The 16,477-nt window shown below is 66.7% G+C and carries 8 protein-coding genes and 3 rRNA genes; 9 read left to right on the top strand and 2 right to left on the bottom strand.

Annotated elements, in window-relative coordinates:
* Window positions 1–14: 14 nt before the first annotated feature.
* A complete protein-coding gene (locus H4N58_RS09355) occupies window positions 15–3,371 on the bottom strand; it encodes a BTAD domain-containing putative transcriptional regulator (protein WP_167251768.1) in 3,357 nt (1,118 codons plus the stop codon).
* 152 nt (window positions 3,372–3,523) lie between these two features.
* Here H4N58_RS09355 and H4N58_RS09360 point away from each other — a divergent pair, with 152 nt between their 5' ends.
* The 5 genes from H4N58_RS09360 to rrf all read left to right on the top strand — a co-directional run bounded on the left by H4N58_RS09360 (window position 3,524) and on the right by rrf (window position 12,100).
* Window positions 3,524–4,921 (top strand): FAD-binding oxidoreductase, encoded by a 1,398-nt coding sequence (locus H4N58_RS09360; RefSeq protein ID WP_167251767.1) that lies wholly within the window; start codon window positions 3,524–3,526, stop codon window positions 4,919–4,921.
* A 166-nt stretch (window positions 4,922–5,087) separates the two neighbouring features.
* Window positions 5,088–6,347: a tyrosine--tRNA ligase gene (gene tyrS / locus H4N58_RS09365; RefSeq protein WP_167251766.1), complete on the top strand. Its 1,260-nt coding sequence runs from the start codon at window positions 5,088–5,090 to the stop codon at window positions 6,345–6,347.
* A 527-nt stretch (window positions 6,348–6,874) separates the two neighbouring features.
* Window positions 6,875–8,393, top strand: a 16S ribosomal RNA gene (locus H4N58_RS09370).
* A gap of 385 nt (window positions 8,394–8,778) precedes the next feature.
* Window positions 8,779–11,884, top strand: a 23S ribosomal RNA gene (locus tag H4N58_RS09375).
* A gap of 99 nt (window positions 11,885–11,983) precedes the next feature.
* Window positions 11,984–12,100 (top strand): 5S ribosomal RNA (gene rrf / locus H4N58_RS09380).
* The 16S, 23S and 5S rRNA genes sit together here, the layout of an rRNA operon.
* Window positions 12,101–12,201: 101 nt before the next feature.
* Here rrf and H4N58_RS09385 read toward each other — a convergent pair.
* The gene (locus H4N58_RS09385) at window positions 12,202–13,302 is read right to left on the bottom strand and encodes a DUF1015 family protein (protein WP_167251117.1); all 1,101 of its coding nucleotides are present in this window, start codon (window positions 13,300–13,302) and stop codon (window positions 12,202–12,204) included.
* Window positions 13,303–13,346: 44 nt separating this feature from the next.
* Here H4N58_RS09385 and H4N58_RS09390 point away from each other — a divergent pair, with 44 nt between their 5' ends.
* From H4N58_RS09390 to H4N58_RS09405, 4 genes are read left to right on the top strand one after another with little or no spacing between them, the layout of a single operon-like run.
* Window positions 13,347–14,444: an HAD-IIA family hydrolase gene (locus tag H4N58_RS09390; protein WP_167251115.1), complete on the top strand. Its 1,098-nt coding sequence runs from the start codon at window positions 13,347–13,349 to the stop codon at window positions 14,442–14,444.
* A 28-nt stretch (window positions 14,445–14,472) separates the two neighbouring features.
* Window positions 14,473–14,703, top strand: coding sequence for a hypothetical protein (locus H4N58_RS09395; protein WP_167002431.1), 231 nt, complete (start codon window positions 14,473–14,475; stop codon window positions 14,701–14,703).
* A complete protein-coding gene (locus tag H4N58_RS09400; RefSeq protein WP_167251113.1) occupies window positions 14,700–15,533 on the top strand; it encodes a TlyA family RNA methyltransferase in 834 nt (277 codons plus the stop codon). The genes H4N58_RS09395 and H4N58_RS09400 overlap by 4 nt, the downstream gene beginning before the upstream one ends.
* Window positions 15,530–16,474, top strand: coding sequence for an NAD kinase (locus H4N58_RS09405; protein WP_167002435.1), 945 nt, complete (start codon window positions 15,530–15,532; stop codon window positions 16,472–16,474). The genes H4N58_RS09400 and H4N58_RS09405 overlap by 4 nt, the downstream gene beginning before the upstream one ends.
* The last annotated feature ends 3 nt before the right edge of the window (window positions 16,475–16,477 follow it).

The raw sequence follows: 16,477 nt of genomic DNA on the forward strand, positions 1-16,477 counted from the left end.
GGGTTCGGGCCCGCTCAGAACCCGTGCAGATCCCGCTGACCTTGGAGCCACTCCTCGGCCAGCGGGATCCGCCATTCCCGCATCAGCCGTACGGCGTCGTCCGCGTGCAGCGTCGCGAGCTCGAGGTTGTCGTTCGCGGCCGCAGCCAGGGCGAGGAAGGCGTCCACCGGTCCCATCGCGATCGTCGACCCCGCGCTCAGGACGCCACCACGCAGCGGGGCGAGCCGCCCGTACGCCGCCGCAGCGAGGTCGCGCTCACCCAGCGCGAGGGCGACCTCCGCGCCGAAACCCCAGATGAGCGGCGCGATCCAGCTGTCGTCGTCGAGCGACGGCTGCGACTCCTCGTACATCGCCCGTGCCTCGTCAAGACGGCCGAGCCGGACGAGGATGCCGGTGGCCGCCATGTGGATCGGCACGCGAGCAGCGGCGACGAGCTGTCCGAGCCCGGCGTCTTCCTTCTCGTCGAGCCCGCCCCAGATCCCGAGCACCAGCATCAGGCCGCCGACTGCGTCGTGCTTGTGCGGGACGGCGATCGTGTCGATCACCGTCATGAGGTCGGCCATCGTCGTACGGGCGGCGTCGAGCTCGCCGCGCATCGCCAGCCAGGGGAGCCGCATGCAGTCGAGGAACCACTGGGCATACGTCAGCTGGAGCGCGTCCGCGAGTCCGCGCGCCTCTGCCAGGTCGCGTTCGAGGTCCTCGACGTTGCCGAGCTCGCTGTGCACGGCGGCCCGCTGCGCGAGCGCCATCGTCTCCGCGCGGGCATCGCCGAGGCGGCCGGCGAGCGCGACCGCCTCGTCGGCCAGCGCGAGACGCTGCTCGGCGGTCCAGGGGTGCCAGACCGCGAGGAACGCCGCGGAGCACATCTCCATGACCAGCGCGTCGTCGCCGAGGCGCCGTGCCATGTCGAGCCCCTCGGCGACCAGGAGCTGGCACTCCGCCTCGGTGGCGGTGTAGTACAGCTCGTTGGCCAGGCCGATCAGCAGCGTGCAGCGCAGCGCCGAGTCGCCGGGCGGCAGCGCGGCCAGCGCCCGCCGCTGTGCTCCGACGACGGTCTCCTTCGTCTCTCCGGACGGGCGGCTCTGCCACAGCGCGCCGCGCGTCGTCGCGACCGCGGCACGGGCCAGGAGCTCGGGGTCGCCGATCTCGTCGGCGACCGCGATCGCCTCCTCGACGGCGTCGGTGAGCTCGTCCCAGCGTGCCGCCCAGCGAGCGGCGTCGGCCAGCGCGAGAAGCAGCTCGTACCGGTCGGCAGGGGTGGCGTCGGGGTCGAGGTCGATGCGGGTCAGCGCTAGGTGCAGCAGCTCGGCCCCCTCGTCGTGGCCGTGTCGCCGCTGCGCCGCGAGCGCTGCCCGGTATGCCGAGGTCCAGGCCTGTGCGGCGTGGTCCTCGCCCGCGTCCGCCCAGTGGCGCGCGATCTCCGCGACCCGGCTCGACGCACGCCGGTCGTCGCCGAGCGCCTCGGCGATCCGGGCGTGCATCCGCTGACGCCGCGAGGGCGACAGCGTCGCGTACACCGCATCCCGGACGAGTGCATGAGCGAACCGGAACCGGTCGTCCCCCTCGTCTCGGAGCATCCCTGCCGCCGTCGCCGGCTCGAGCTGGTCGAGGACCGCGAGATCGCTGAGCCCGGTGCTGCTCATCACGGTGGCGAGGTCGAAGCGCCTCCCGACGACCGCGGCGTGCCGAAGGACGTCGAGCGTGCTCTCGGGGACCGCCGACAGGCGGCGTCGTACGACGTCGGCGACAGCGGTCGGGGGCTCGATCTCTACGTCGCCTCCGGCATCGCCCAGGAGACGGGCGTACTCGACGACGAAGAATGGGTTGCCCTCCGTACGCTCGCGCATCGCCTCGGCCGCCGCGGGAGCGACGGGTTGTGCCGAGACCGCCGCGAGGACCTCGGCGGTCTCCGACGCCGACAGGCCACTCAGCGCCACCGAGGCCGCGTGGCGACGGGCGAGGGCCTCGAGCGTCTCTGCGACCGGCCCGCTGGGTTCAGGGTGGGTCCGCATGGTGACGAGGAGGAGGAGGCGTGACTCGTGGGCCACCGCGCAGAGGTGGCGCAGGACTCCCAGCGAGGATGGATCCGCCCACTGGAGGTCGTCCAGCGCGACGACGAGGGGGCGTTCGCTCGCGGCGTCGAGCACCTGGCGGCAGATGCGGTCCCACGCGGCGAAGCGCTCGCTGTCGGGGTCGGCGCCCATCGAGGTCGGCACGGCGCCACCGAGCCCGTCCAGGATCGACTCCCACGGCCACAGTGGGGGAGCACCGCTGTCTTGGGAGCAGCGGCCGACGAGGACGCGGGCGCCGCGCTCGCGCGCCCGGGCGAGCACCTCGGCGACCAGGCGGGACTTGCCGATCCCTGGCTCGCCGGCGACGCACGCGAACTGCGGCTCGCCTGCGTCGGCGGCCTCGAGCCGGTCGAGGAGCAGCGTGAGCTCGCGGTCGCGTCCGACCATCGGCCAGGCGGGGAGCCGGGGGAGTCGTGGCTGGGGGCGCGACCGAGGACGAGCCGGTACGGGGTCGGCCGGCGCGGGTGCCGGTGGCGGCGCCTCCTCCGACCACGTGATCGCGGGGTCCTGCCGCAGGATCGCCGTCTGCGCCTCTTGGACCTGCGTGCCGGGCTGGAGGCCGAGCTCGTCGTCGAGGGTGGTCGCCAGTACGCGGATCGACTCCAGCGCGTCGGCCTGACGCCCGCTGCGGGCCAGTGCGACCGCGCGCAGTGTCCACAGGCGCTCGCGGAGCGGGTGCTGGGCGGTGAGCGACTCCAGCTCGACGGCGACCGTGGCGTGCTCTCCCTGGGCCAGCCGTACGGTCGCGCGGTCCTCGAGCGCGAGGAGGCGCAGCTCGTCGAGGCGCGCCCGCTCGGCGACGGCCTGGGGGTGCTCGCCGAGCTCGTCGTACGGGCGCCCACGCCACAGGGCAGCCGCGGCGTCGAGGTCGTCCGCCGCCTGCTGGAGAACGTCCGACCCCGCCACCCCTGAGCCCGGGATCGCGTGCCGGACGAGCGGTCCGAGCCGGCGGTGCGCTCCCTGCATGAGGTCGCTCGCGGTCGCCGCGTCGATCGTCAGAGCATCCGTGTCGAGGACGTACCCGCCACCGGCCGTCCGCAACGGCGAGGCCGCGCCGGGCGGCAGCACCGTCGCCAGTGCCCGCCGCAGGCCCGACACGTACGCCTGCAGCGTGCCGTGCGCACCGCCGGGCGGGTGGTCGCCCCAGAGGTAGTCGATGAGCACGTCGACGCTCTGGACGTTCCCGGCGCCGAGCGCAAGGGTCGCGAGCAGGACGCGGTGCTTGCGCGTGCCGAGCGCGACCGGCGGTGATGCCTGCTCGCCGTGCATCTCGACCGGTCCGAGAACAGCGAGCCACATGGCTCAGAGCATAGGCGCGCGACCGTGCCAGGACGGGGGTTTTCCCGTACCCCAAGCGAACTCCAAGGACTCTGCAAGCGGCTTCCGTGACGGTGTGACGGTCACAGCAGAAGGCCGTCGCGAACCAGCGGCCACGGAGCAAGGAAGCATCGATGAGTACAACCACCGACACGATCGGGATCCGACCGGGTCACCCCACCGAAGTCGACGACGACGTCGACTTCGATGCGCTGCGGGTGCAGCTCGGCGAGCGTCTCGTCACCCCCGGCGACCCCGGGTGGGACGAGATCAGCCGACCGTGGAACCTCGCGATCGATCAGACACCCGCTGCCGTGGTCTTCGCGCACAGCCCGAGAGACGTCGCGGCCGCGGTCCGCTTCGGCCGGGCGAACGGCCTCGCTGTCGCGCCGCAGGCCGGCGGTCACGGAGCGACCTCCCGGCTCGCCGGGAGCATCGTCGTCCGCAGCAGCGGCCTGACCGACCTCGCGATCGACCCGGTCGCCCGGATCGCTCGCGTCGGTGCCGGGGTGCGCTGGGGAGCGCTCCAGGCCAAGCTCGACGGCACCGGCCTGACCGGCATGATCGGCTCCAACCCAGACGTCTCGGTCGTCGGCTACACGCTCCAGGGCGGCTACTCGTGGTTCACCCGCGCGTTCGGCATGGGCTCGGACTCGCTGCGTGCCGCGGAGGTCGTCGATGCCCAGGGCGAGGTGCGCTGGGTCGACGACACCTCCGATCCCGAGCTGATGTGGGGGCTGCGCGGGGGCGGCGGAAACCTCGCGTACGTGACGGCCGTCGAGATCGATCTGCACCCGGCACCGGAGATCGCGGGCGGGCGGCTGATGTTCCCGTTCGTCGCGGCCCGCGCGGTGCTCGACGCCTACGTGGACGCCACGGCGTCGGCGCCGCCTTCGGTGTCGCTCTGGGCGTCGATCGTCCACCTGCCGGACGTGTCGTTCATCCCGGAGGAGGTGCGGGGGCAGTCGTTCGTCGTGATCGAGGGAGCCACGACGGACGGTCTCGAGCTCCTCAAGTCCGCACTGGCGCCCGTACGCGCTGCGGGGCCGGTCGTCTACGACACCGTGCGTGTCCGTACGGCCTCCGAGGTCGGGGACATCTGCGAAGAGCCCGTCGACCCGATGCCGGCCCTGCACTGCGCACGGCCGCTCGGCGATCTCACGCCGCAGACCGTCGAAGCCCTGCTGGCGGTCTCGGGGACTCCCGGCGTCATGCAGATCCAGGTCCGGCACGTGGGAGCCGTACGCCCGGGCCACCGCCCGGGGTTCGTCACCGCGGTGCGGTCGGAGTTCCTGGTGACGTCGCTCGCGCTCGTACCGGACCCGTCGATGGAGCCGATGATCGTCAAGGGCTTCGAGACGGTGTCCGAGGCACTGCTGCCGTGGACCGAGGGGGCCGTCGGGTCGACACTGCTCGCCCCGTGGGACTCCTTGGACCGCTCCGCCTCGTACGGCGAGCTCGAACGCCTGCGTGAGCTCGTCGCACGTGAGGACCCGACCGGCGTGTTCCGCGCGGCGACGGGTCTGTCCTGATCGTGCTCCCTCCCGATCGGGGGACGGGAGGAGCACGATCGATCGGCGTCCCGGCCGGCAGGACTGCCGGCCGGGGCGCTCTTGCTCGTCAGGTGACGTGCGCGGTGCGGCAGACTTGCAGGGATCGGCCCTTGCCTGGCCGCGATCCCGACAGAGGAGACACACCGTGACCACCCACGTCCTGGACGACCTCGAGGCGCGCGGACTCATCGCGCACTCGACGGACCGTGACGCCCTGCGCGCCGATCTGTCGGCGGGGCCGCTCACCTTCTACGTGGGGTTCGACCCGACGGCACCGAGCCTGCACATGGGCAACCTGCTGCAGCTGCTCACCGCGCGCAGGCTCCAGCTGGCCGGACACCGCCCGCTGATCCTCGTCGGCGGCTCCACAGGTCTGATCGGTGACCCGCGGGACGTGGGGGAGCGGACCATGAACAGCCGAGAGACCGTCGCCGACTGGGTCGAACGGATCCGGGCGCAGGTCGAGCAGTACGTCTCGTTCGAGGGCGACAACGCGGCCCTCGTGGTCAACAACCTCGACTGGACGCAGGACGTCAACGTCATCGACTTCCTGCGTGACATCGGCAAGCACTTCCCCGTCAACCGGATGCTCGACAGGCAGGTGGTGGCGAGTCGGCTGGAGTCAGGGATCAGCTACACCGAGTTCAGCTACGTGCTGCTGCAGTCGATGGACTACCTCGCGCTCTACCGCCGGTACGGCACCTCGCTGCAGACCGGCGGCAGCGACCAGTGGGGCAACATCACCGCGGGCGTCGAGCTGGTACGGCGTGCGGAGGGAGCGAAGGTCCACGCCCTGTCGACCCCGCTGATCACCAAGGCCGACGGGACGAAGTTCGGCAAGTCGACCGGGGGAGCGCTCTGGCTCGACCCCGAGATGCTCTCGCCGTACGCGTTTTACCAGACCTGGATCCAGGCGGAGGACTCGAAGGTCATCGAGTACCTCAAGCAGTTCACCTTCCTCGACCTCGACGAGATCGCCGCGATCGCCGTGGAGTCGGCCGAGAAGCCGGGGCTGCGGATCGCGCAGCGCCGCCTGGCAGCCGAGGTGACGGCGATGGTGCACGGGCAGGACGAGGTACGCGCCGCTGAGCAGGCTTCGGCGGCGCTGTTCGGACGTGCCGAGCTGGTCGATCTCCCTGTGGCGACCTTGCGCGCTGCTCTGGTCGAGGCGGGGCTGGTGTCCGTCCCGCCCGGCACGACCGTCGTGGACGCGTTCGTCGACGCCGGCCTCGTCGACAGCAAGTCGGCCGCGCGCCGTGCCGTCAAGGAGGGCGGCGCGTACGTCAACAACGCCCGGGTCGAGGATCCCGAGCAGACCCTCGACGACGCCGAGCTGCAGGGTGGTCTGGTGGTCCTCCGCAAGGGCAAGAAGTCGATCGCGGGCGCCGAGGTCGAGAGGGCCTGACCGGTCTGTCCGAACTTGTCCGAGAGGTCCGCAGGGCTCGGTGTCGCGCCGCGACGCCGGGCCCTGGACTTTCGAGGAGAAAAGGGGCTCTGACCTGCAAAGACAGTCGTTGTGAGCCACGACACAGCCCCCCGGTTTGACCAACGGTTTTCCTCCGCGTAATGTTCTTCTTGTTGCCGGGGACGGCGGCGGGCAAGGCCGAGAGGCCGGGCCTGCGGACCCCGGATCGACACCCCCTCTCTCTGAGACCACCGAACGGTGGCCATCTTGGCCGCTGCGCGAAGTTCTGGTAGGTTTGGGGGTCGCGCCTTGATCTGATGCCCGTGGGGGTTGAGGGTTTTGTGTGTCTGATGTTTGAGAACTCAACAGTGTGCCAAAAGTCGACGAGATAATCAGTAGTAAGGCCTCGGACTTTTGCTTCTCTTCGGAGGGGTGAGTGTTTGGGGTTGATTCCGTGACAATTATTTGTCAGCAAATAGTTAGTCCGGGTCATAACGGAAGTTGTTGCCTAGCCTTTGGTTGGGTTTTCGACGGAGAGTTTGATCCTGGCTCAGGACGAACGCTGGCGGCGTGCTTAACACATGCAAGTCGAGCGGTAAGGCCCTTCGGGGTACACGAGCGGCGAACGGGTGAGTAACACGTGAGTAATCTGCCCTTCACTCTGGGATAACCGCTGGAAACGGTGGCTAATACCGGATATGACCTCCTTCCGCATGGTGGGTGGTGGAAAGTTTTTCGGTGGAGGATGAGCTCGCGGCCTATCAGCTTGTTGGTGGGGTGATGGCCTACCAAGGCGACGACGGGTAGCCGGCCTGAGAGGGTGACCGGCCACACTGGGACTGAGACACGGCCCAGACTCCTACGGGAGGCAGCAGTGGGGAATATTGGACAATGGGCGAAAGCCTGATCCAGCAACGCCGCGTGAGGGATGACGGCCTTCGGGTTGTAAACCTCTTTCAGTAGGGACGAAGCGAGAGTGACGGTACCTACAGAAGAAGGACCGGCCAACTACGTGCCAGCAGCCGCGGTAATACGTAGGGTCCGAGCGTTGTCCGGAATTATTGGGCGTAAAGGGCTCGTAGGCGGTTTGTCACGTCGGGAGTGAAAACTTGGGGCTTAACCCCATTCGTGCTTCCGATACGGGCAGACTAGAGGCAGGCAGGGGAGAACGGAATTCCTGGTGTAGCGGTGGAATGCGCAGATATCAGGAGGAACACCGGTGGCGAAGGCGGTTCTCTGGGCCTGTTCTGACGCTGAGGAGCGAAAGCATGGGGAGCGAACAGGATTAGATACCCTGGTAGTCCATGCCGTAAACGTTGGGCGCTAGGTGTGGGATCCATTCCACGGGTTCCGTGCCGCAGCTAACGCATTAAGCGCCCCGCCTGGGGAGTACGGCCGCAAGGCTAAAACTCAAAGGAATTGACGGGGGCCCGCACAAGCGGCGGAGCATGCTGATTAATTCGATGCAACGCGAAGAACCTTACCTGGGTTTGACATACACCAGAAGCCTGCAGAGATGTGGGTCTCTTTGGACACTGGTGTACAGGTGGTGCATGGCTGTCGTCAGCTCGTGTCGTGAGATGTTGGGTTAAGTCCCGCAACGAGCGCAACCCTTGTCCTATGTTGCCAGCACGTAATGGTGGGGACTCATAGGAGACTGCCGGGGTCAACTCGGAGGAAGGTGGGGATGACGTCAAGTCATCATGCCCCTTATGTCCAGGGCTTCAAGCATGCTACAATGGCCGGTACAAAGGGCTGCGAAACTGCAAAGTGGAGCGAATCCCAAAAAGCCGGTCTCAGTTCGGATTGGGGTCTGCAACTCGACCCCATGAAGTCGGAGTCGCTAGTAATCGCAGATCAGCAACGCTGCGGTGAATACGTTCCCGGGCCTTGTACACACCGCCCGTCACGTCATGAAAGTCGGCAACACCCGAAGCCGGTGGCCTAACCCCTTGTGGGAGGGAGCTGTCGAAGGTGGGGCTGGCGATTGGGACGAAGTCGTAACAAGGTAGCCGTACCGGAAGGTGCGGCTGGATCACCTCCTTTCTAAGGAGCATTGCTCATCACTGTCGCAACTGGTTTGTGGTGGTGGTGTGTTCCTGGCTTGATCACGCGAATGTCGTGGTGGCCGGGTGCTCAGATAGTGGAACGTCGATTATTCAATCGTTGGGTTGGGCTTGTGCAGCTAGTACTGCTGTGCCTCTTTCGGGGGGTTCGGTGTGGAGGGTTGTGTGGGTCTGGTCTGGTGGTTGGGCACGCTGTTGGGTCCTGAGGCATCAGGCGCCTTCGGTCTCCCGGTTGGGGGGTCGGGGGTGCTGTTGTCTTGGTTCCGGCCAGGCCGGTCATGACCTGTGGGTTGTGGTTCGGGTGGTTGCGGGTTGTGGTTTGAGAACTTCACAGTGGACGCGAGTGTCTTTGTAGTGTGTGTAATTTGCAAGCTACTAAGGGCACATGGTGGATGCCTTGGCATCGAGAGCCGATGAAGGACGTAGGAGTCTGCGATAAGCCCTGGGGAGCTGACAACCGAGCTGTGATCCGGGGGTGTCCGAATGGGGAAACCCGGCCAGAGTTATGTCTGGTCACCGGCGCCTGAACACATAGGGCGTTCGGAGGGAACGTGGGGAAGTGAAACATCTCAGTACCCACAGGAAGAGAAAACAACAGTGATTCCGTGAGTAGTGGCGAGCGAAAGCGGATGAGGCTAAACCGTGCGGATGTGAGAGACGGCAGTTGTTGTCCGTGCGGGGTCGTGGGAGCGCATTGCTGGTTCTGCCGAGCTGGCGAGAAGTGATAAAACTCAGGTGAAGTCGAAGGGCCTGGAATGGTCCGGCGTAGAGGGTGAGACCCCTGTAGGCGTAAGTCTGAGTCTTCTTTTGTGTTATCCCGAGTAACGCGTGACTCCTGGAATTGCGCGTGAATTTGGCGGGACCACCCGTTAAGCCTAAATACTCCTCGATGACCGATAGCGGACAAGTACCGTGAGGGAAAGGTGAAAAGTACCCCGGGAGGGGAGTGAAATAGTACCTGAAACCATGTGCCTACAATCCGTCGGAGCGATCCCTTGTGGGTTGTGACGGCGTGCCTTTTGAAGAATGAGCCTGCGAGTTAGTGGTACGTGGCGAGGTTAACCCGTTGGGGGGTAGCCGTAGCGAAAGCGAGTCCGAATAGGGCGTTGAGTCGCGTGCTCTAGACCCGAAGCGGAGTGATCTATCCATGGGCAGGTTGAAGCGCGGGTAAGACCGCGTGGAGGACCGAACCCACTTAGGTTAAAAACTGAGGGGATGACCTGTGGATAGGGGTGAAAGGCCAATCAAACTCCGTGATAGCTGGTTCTCCCCGAAATGCATTTAGGTGCAGCGTCGTTTGTTTCTTGCCGGAGGTAGAGCACTGGATGATCTAGGGGGCCTACAAGCTTACCGAAATCAGCCAAACTCCGAATGCCGGCAAGTGAGAGAGCGGCAGTGAGACTGCGGGGGATAAGCTCCGTAGTCGAGAGGGAAACAGCCCAGACCATCAGCTAAGGCCCCTAAGCGATTGCTAAGTGGAAAAGGATGTGGAGTCGCACAGACAACCAGGAGGTTGGCTTAGAAGCAGCCATCCTTGAAAGAGTGCGTAATAGCTCACTGGTCAAGTGATTCTGCGCCGACAATTTAGCGGGGCTCAAGCAATCCGCCGAAGCTATGGCATTCATACGTGTACTCGGCCCCTTGTGGGTCCAGGTGTGTGGATGGGTAGGGGAGCGTCGTGTGGCGTGTGAAGCGGCGGGGTGACCCAGCCGTGGATGCCACACGAGTGAGAATGCAGGCATGAGTAGCGAATGAGGAGTGAGAAACTCTTCCGCCGAATGACCAAGGGTTCCAGGGTCAAGCTAATCTGCCCTGGGTAAGTCGGGACCTAAGGCGAGGCCGACAGGCGTAGTCGATGGACAACGGGTTGATATTCCCGTACCGGCGTTGGTGCGCCCATGCTGAATCAGTGATGCTAAGCACCCGAGCTGAGCTTGATCACCCTTCGGGGTGGCGTGTCTTGGTGAGCGTGTGACCCGAACTGGTAGTAGGCAAGTGATGGGGTGACGCAGGAAGGTAGCTCATCGCGGCGATGGTTGTCCGCGTGTAAGGACGTAGGGCGACAGATAGGTAAATCCGTCTGTCATGTGCCTGAGATCTGATGCCGAGCCGTTTTGGCGAAGTGAGTGATCCTATGCTGTCGAGAAAAGCCTCTAGCGAGTACCAGAGCCGCCCGTACCCCAAACCGACACAGGTGGTCAGGTAGAGAATACCAAGGCGATCGAGTGAATCGTGGTTAAGGAACTCGGCAAAATGCCCCCGTAACTTCGGGAGAAGGGGGGCCTGATTCGTGAACACCCTTGCGGTGGGAAGCGATGAGGGCCGCAGAGACCAGGCCCAAGCGACTGTTTACTAAAAACACAGGTCCGTGCGAAGAAGTAATTCGATGTATACGGACTGACTCCTGCCCGGTGCTGGAAGGTTAAGGGGACGTGTTAGCCGTAAGGCGAAGCACTGAACTTAAGCCCCAGTAAACGGCGGTGGTAACTATAACCATCCTAAGGTAGCGAAATTCCTTGTCGGGTAAGTTCCGACCTGCACGAATGGAGTAACGACTTGGGCGCTGTCTCAACCACGAGCTCGGCGAAATTGCACTACGAGTAAAGATGCTCGTTACGCGCGGCAGGACGGAAAGACCCCGGGACCTTCACTACAGCTTGGTATTGGTGTTTGGTTCGACTTGTGTAGGATAGGTGGGAGACTGTGAAGCGGCCACGCCAGTGGTTGTGGAGTCAATGTTGAAATACCACTCTGGTCGTACTAGATATCTAACTTAGGTCCGTGATCCGGATCAGGGACAGTGCCTGGTGGGTAGTTTAACTGGGGCGGTTGCCTCCTAAAATGTAACGGAGGCGCCCAAAGGTTCCCTCAGCCTGGTTGGCAATCAGGTGTTGAGTGTAAGTGCACAAGGGAGCTTGACTGTGACACCGACGGGTGGAGCAGGGACGAAAGTCGGGACTAGTGACCCGGCGCTGGCATGTGGAAGCGGCGTCGCTCAACGGATAAAAGGTACCCCGGGGATAACAGGCTGATCTTCCCCAAGAGTCCATATCGACGGGATGGTTTGGCACCTCGATGTCGGCTCGTCGCATCCTGGGGCTGGAGCAGGTCCCAAGGGTTGGGCTGTTCGCCCATTAAAGCGGCACGCGAGCTGGGTTTAGAACGTCGTGAGACAGTTCGGTCCCTATCCGCCGCGCGCGTAGGAAACTTGAGAAAGGCTGTCCCTAGTACGAGAGGACCGGGATGGACGAACCTCTGGTGTGTCAGTTGTTCTGCCAAGAGCACTGCTGATTAGCTACGTTCGGGAGTGATAACCGCTGAAAGCATCTAAGCGGGAAGCACGTTTCAAGATGAGGTTTCCCACCCTTCGTGGGTTAAGGCCCCCAGTAGACCACTGGGTTGATAGGCCGGAAGTGTAAGCGTAGCAATGCGTGCAGCTGACCGGTACTAATAGGCCGAGGGCTTGTCTACACACATTTACAAAGACATTATGCGTCCACTGTGAGGTTCTGGGATCACAACCCATTACAACAACAGAACAGAGTTGTTGGTTGTGTAATCCTGTAGGGTTACGGCGGCCATGGCGAAGGGGAAACACCCGGCAACATTCCGAACCCGGAAGTTAAGCCCTTCAGCGCCGATGGTACTGCACGGGAGACTGTGTGGGAGAGTAGGACGCCGCCGGACAATATTTAGGCCGTAGGCCGTCACCAATGGTGACGGCCTACGGTCATTTTTGCGTTCCCTCCCGGCATCTTTCGCGGGTCCCGCAGAAGACGAGCTGGTGCTCAGTCCCAGCGACGCATGACCATGCCCACGCGGGGCTTCGGGCGGAACCACGAGGACTTGTGGGGGAGCAGCCGCCCCGACGTCGCGGCGCGGGTGACCGTGGCGAGCGTCGGGGTGGCGAGAAGCAGAGCGACACCGCCGGCCTCCTCAGCTGCTCTGGCGGCGCCACGGAGGTCCGGGTCATAAGCGACCGCGTCGGACTCGAGACCGTGGTGCGGCGTGAAGACGTCCTCGACCCAGCGCGGCGCGCACTCGTACGCATCCACGCCGAGGAAACGACGACCGTCCGTCAGGACGCATCGCGACTCTCCGACCGAGACGAATCCTTCGGCCGCATCGGCGTCTGCGAGCTCGACGACGGGCAGCGGGAGCCCCTTGAGCGCCTCGTCGAGATCCATGTCGGAGACGACCCGGTGGATCGGTCCGACGCTCACCGACGGCCGGTCGAGGACGAGGGTGAGCGCGAAGCGCCCTGCACGCTCGGGCGACGTCCGCCAGGCCGCGTACCGGTGGTGGCCGTCGGCGATCACGAGCGACTGCTCAGCGAGGCGCGCGGCGAGCGCGGCGGTGATCGAGGGGTCGGAGACCGCCCAGACCTCGTCGCTGCGCCCGGGGGCATGCGCCGTGTGGTCGGCGGAACGGGACACCACCGTGTCGAGCAGCGGTGCGACCGGCGCGTCGGTCGTGTACGCCGTGATCGGCTCCCACTGGGCGCGGGTCGCCTCCGCGAGGCGCGCCTGCCTGATCGCGTACGCGGCGATTACGTCCTCGTGGGGACGCAGCCGTCCGGACTCGAGGTCGACCAGTGCCATGACCCCAAGCGCCTCGCGGCCGTCCTCGACGGTGCGGGAGGCGTAGATCGCCGGCTCGGGATCTTCGCCGAGGACTCCGTCGGCGAGCCAAGCCTCCGCCGTCCGCGCTGCTGTCTGGGGGTCGTTGTCGCGGAAGGCGGGTTCGAGAAGTCGGAGAACGTGGTGCGCCGGCAGCTCCGCCGGGAGGTGGGACCAGCTGACGCCGGGCACATAGGTGCGGGACGAGACGACCTCGTCGCCGCCCCGGAAACCCACAGCCCTGAAAGGGCGGATCACGCCGTTGTCCACCGGTGCATCGTAGGCCAGTGCTGCGGGGCCTACGCTGGTCGGCGATGTCTGACCACACGAATCCCCCTGATCCTCGCCGACGCGCCGTCCACACCCTGGCGGCGTGCGACACCGCGCTGCGCGAGGCGTACGACGTGGCGATGCTCGACCTCGACGGGGTCGTCTACCGCGGCGAGGACGCCGTCGACCATGCTGCTGACGCGCTCGCCGAGGCCGCGGATGCCGGGATGCGGCTGGCGTACGTGACGAACAACGCCTCTCGTACGCCGTCCGACGTCGTCGCGAAGCTGCGCGGACTCGCGATGCCGACGGACGACGACAGCGTCGTGACGTCGGCTCAGGCAGCCGGGCGACTGGTCGCCGACGCCGTTCCTCGAGGCTCTCGGGTGCTGGTGGTCGGAGGGGCGGGGCTCGTCGAGGCTCTCCAGGAGCACGGTCTCGTACCGGTGAGCAGCGCCGAGGACGCGCCGGCAGCCGTCGTCCAGGGGTTCTCACCCGAGCTCGACTGGGCGCAGCTCGCCGAGGGGGCGTATGCGGCGGCGAGCGGCATCCCCTGGATCGTCAGCAACATGGACGGGTCGATCCCGACCGCGCGCGGTATGGCGCCCGGCAACGGGACGCTCGTCGCCGCCGTCGCGACGGCCTCGGGCCGCGTCCCGGAGGTCGCCGGCAAGCCGTACGCGCCGCTCTTCGACGAGACCGTCCTTCGTGTCGGGGGCGAGCACCCGCTCGTGGTCGGCGACCGGCTCGACACCGACATCGAGGGCGCCAACAACGTCGGCGGCGACAGCCTCCTCGTCTTCACCGGCGTGTGCGACCTCGACACAGTCGTCGCGGCCACGGCGTACGCGCGGCCGACGTTCCTCGCACCCGACCTCCGTGGGCTGGCACTGCTTCAGCGCGCCGTCACGGTCGACGGTCTCGAGGCGGCGCGGTGCGGAGGCTCCGCTGTCCTGTGGCACGAGGGTCGTCTCGTCGTCGACGGCTCCGCCGCGCCGGAGGATGCACAGGCCGCCGTCGACCTCCTTCGAGCGGCGGTGGCCCTGGCATGGCACCACCGAGACGAGGTCGGGGGCGAGACGTTCGACCGACTCGACGTCTCCGACGTGCGTGACGCGCTCGGTCAGTGGGGAGTGCGATGATCGACAGGCCGACACGAAGGAGCACGCGATGACCGAAGGCGGAGCCGCAGACCACGACGAGCCTGCACGCGACCCACGGGTCGACGCCGTGCTGAGCGACCTCGAGCGGCTGGCCGACCTGCCCGTCGAGTCGCACCTCGAGGTGTACGAGGCGGTCCACGCCAAGCTGCGTGAGGTGCTGCAGACCGCGGGCCAGGCCCCCGGTCCTCGCCCGCCGACGCCGCCTGGCCCCACGCCCCCACGGCCCGAGGCCCCGTGAGCAGGCGCCTGCGCCTCGATGCCGAGCTCGTCCGCCGCGGACTTGCCCGGTCGCGCGAGCAGGCCAGCGACCTGATCGCGCAGGGGCGCGTGTCCGTGGCAGGCGCGCGGGCGGGCAAGGCCGCGACCCAGGTGACCACGGACCAGGCGATCGTGGTCCGCGACGCGCGGAGCGACCCCGGCTATGCGTCTCGTGGGGCGTACAAGCTCCTCGGGGCCCTCGAGGCCTTCGAGCCGCTCGGCCTGACGGTCGAGGGTCGTCGGTGCCTCGATGCGGGCGCGTCCACCGGCGGGTTCACCGACGTCCTGCTGCGGCGTGGCGTACGCGAGGTCGTCGCGGTCGACGTCGGCTACGGCCAGCTCGTGTGGGCGCTTCAGCAGGATCCTCGCGTCGACGTCCACGACCGGACGAATGTCCGTGACCTCGAGCCCGAGGCGCTCGGCGGTCTCGTCGATCTCATCGTGTCCGACCTGTCCTTCATCTCGTTGACGCTCGTGATGCCTGCCCTCGCCCGCGTCTGCGTGGACGACGGCGACATGGTGCTGATGGTCAAGCCGCAGTTCGAGGTGGGAAAGGATCGCGTCGGCAAGAAGGGCGTGGTGCGTGACCCGGATCTTCACGTCGACGCCGTCCTCGGGGTCTGCGCTGCCGCTGCGGCGACGGGCTGGGGGACCCGCGCGGTGGCGGCGAGCCCGTTGCCCGGCCCGACCGGCAACGTCGAGTACTTTGGGTGGTTCCGGCGCGACGCCGCTGCAGTCACCGAGGACGAGGTGCGCGCTGCGGTGGACGCGGGACCGCTGGGCCGGCCGAGTGGAGGGGAGCAGCGATGAGCACCGAATCCTCGATGCCCGGCACGCGGCGCGTGCTGATCCTCGCTCACACGGGGCGCGAAGAGGCCAACAAGGTCGCCGCGGAGTTCGCTCAGGCGATGGTCGCCGAGGGGATCGCGGTCAGGGTCGTCAACGAGGACGCCGCGGCGCTGGAGCGCTGGGGGCTTCCGGACGCCGAGGTCGTGCCCGTGACGGTCGACGCCGGGCGTGACTGCGAGCTGGCCGTGGTCTTCGGCGGCGACGGGACGATCCTGCGGGCGGCCGAGCTCGTCCGCGAGTGCGGCACGCCGCTCGTCGGGGTCAACCTCGGCCACGTGGGGTTCCTCGCCGAGGCGGACGTCGACGACCTCGACTACACGGTGCGACGCGTCGTGGCCCGTGACTACACGGTCGAAGAGCGGATGACCGTCGACGCGCGGGTCTTCGTCGACGATCGCGAGGTTGCGCGCAGCTGGGCGCTCAACGAGGCCACCGTCGAGAAGGCCTCCCGCGAGCGGATGCTCGAGGTCATCGTCGCGATCGACGACCGCCCCGTCTCTCGCTGGGGCTGCGACGGCGTCGTCTGTGCGACCCCGACAGGCTCCACGGCCTACAACTTCAGCGCCGGCGGCCCGGTCGTCTGGCCCGAGGTTGAGGCGCTGCTGATGGTCCCCATCAGCGCCCACGCCCTCTTCGCCCGCCCGATGGTCGTCTCTCCGACGTCGCTCCTGGCGATCCAGGTGATCCCCGAGGCGCCGGCGTCCGGGGTGCTCTGGTGCGACGGCAGGCGGACGTACGAGCTGCCGCCGGGCGCCCGTGTCGAGGTCAGGCAGGGTGAGAAGTCCATCCGGCTCGCCCGGCTGCACCAGGCCCCCTTCACCGACCGGCTCGTCCGCAAGTTCGACCTGCCCGTCAGCGGCTGGCGAGGCGCTGCGGCCCTTCGGCGCACCGAGGAGGCATAGCCC

It is taken from the genome of Mumia sp. ZJ1417 (assembly GCF_014127285.1).
Classification (GTDB): domain Bacteria; phylum Actinomycetota; class Actinomycetes; order Propionibacteriales; family Nocardioidaceae; genus Mumia.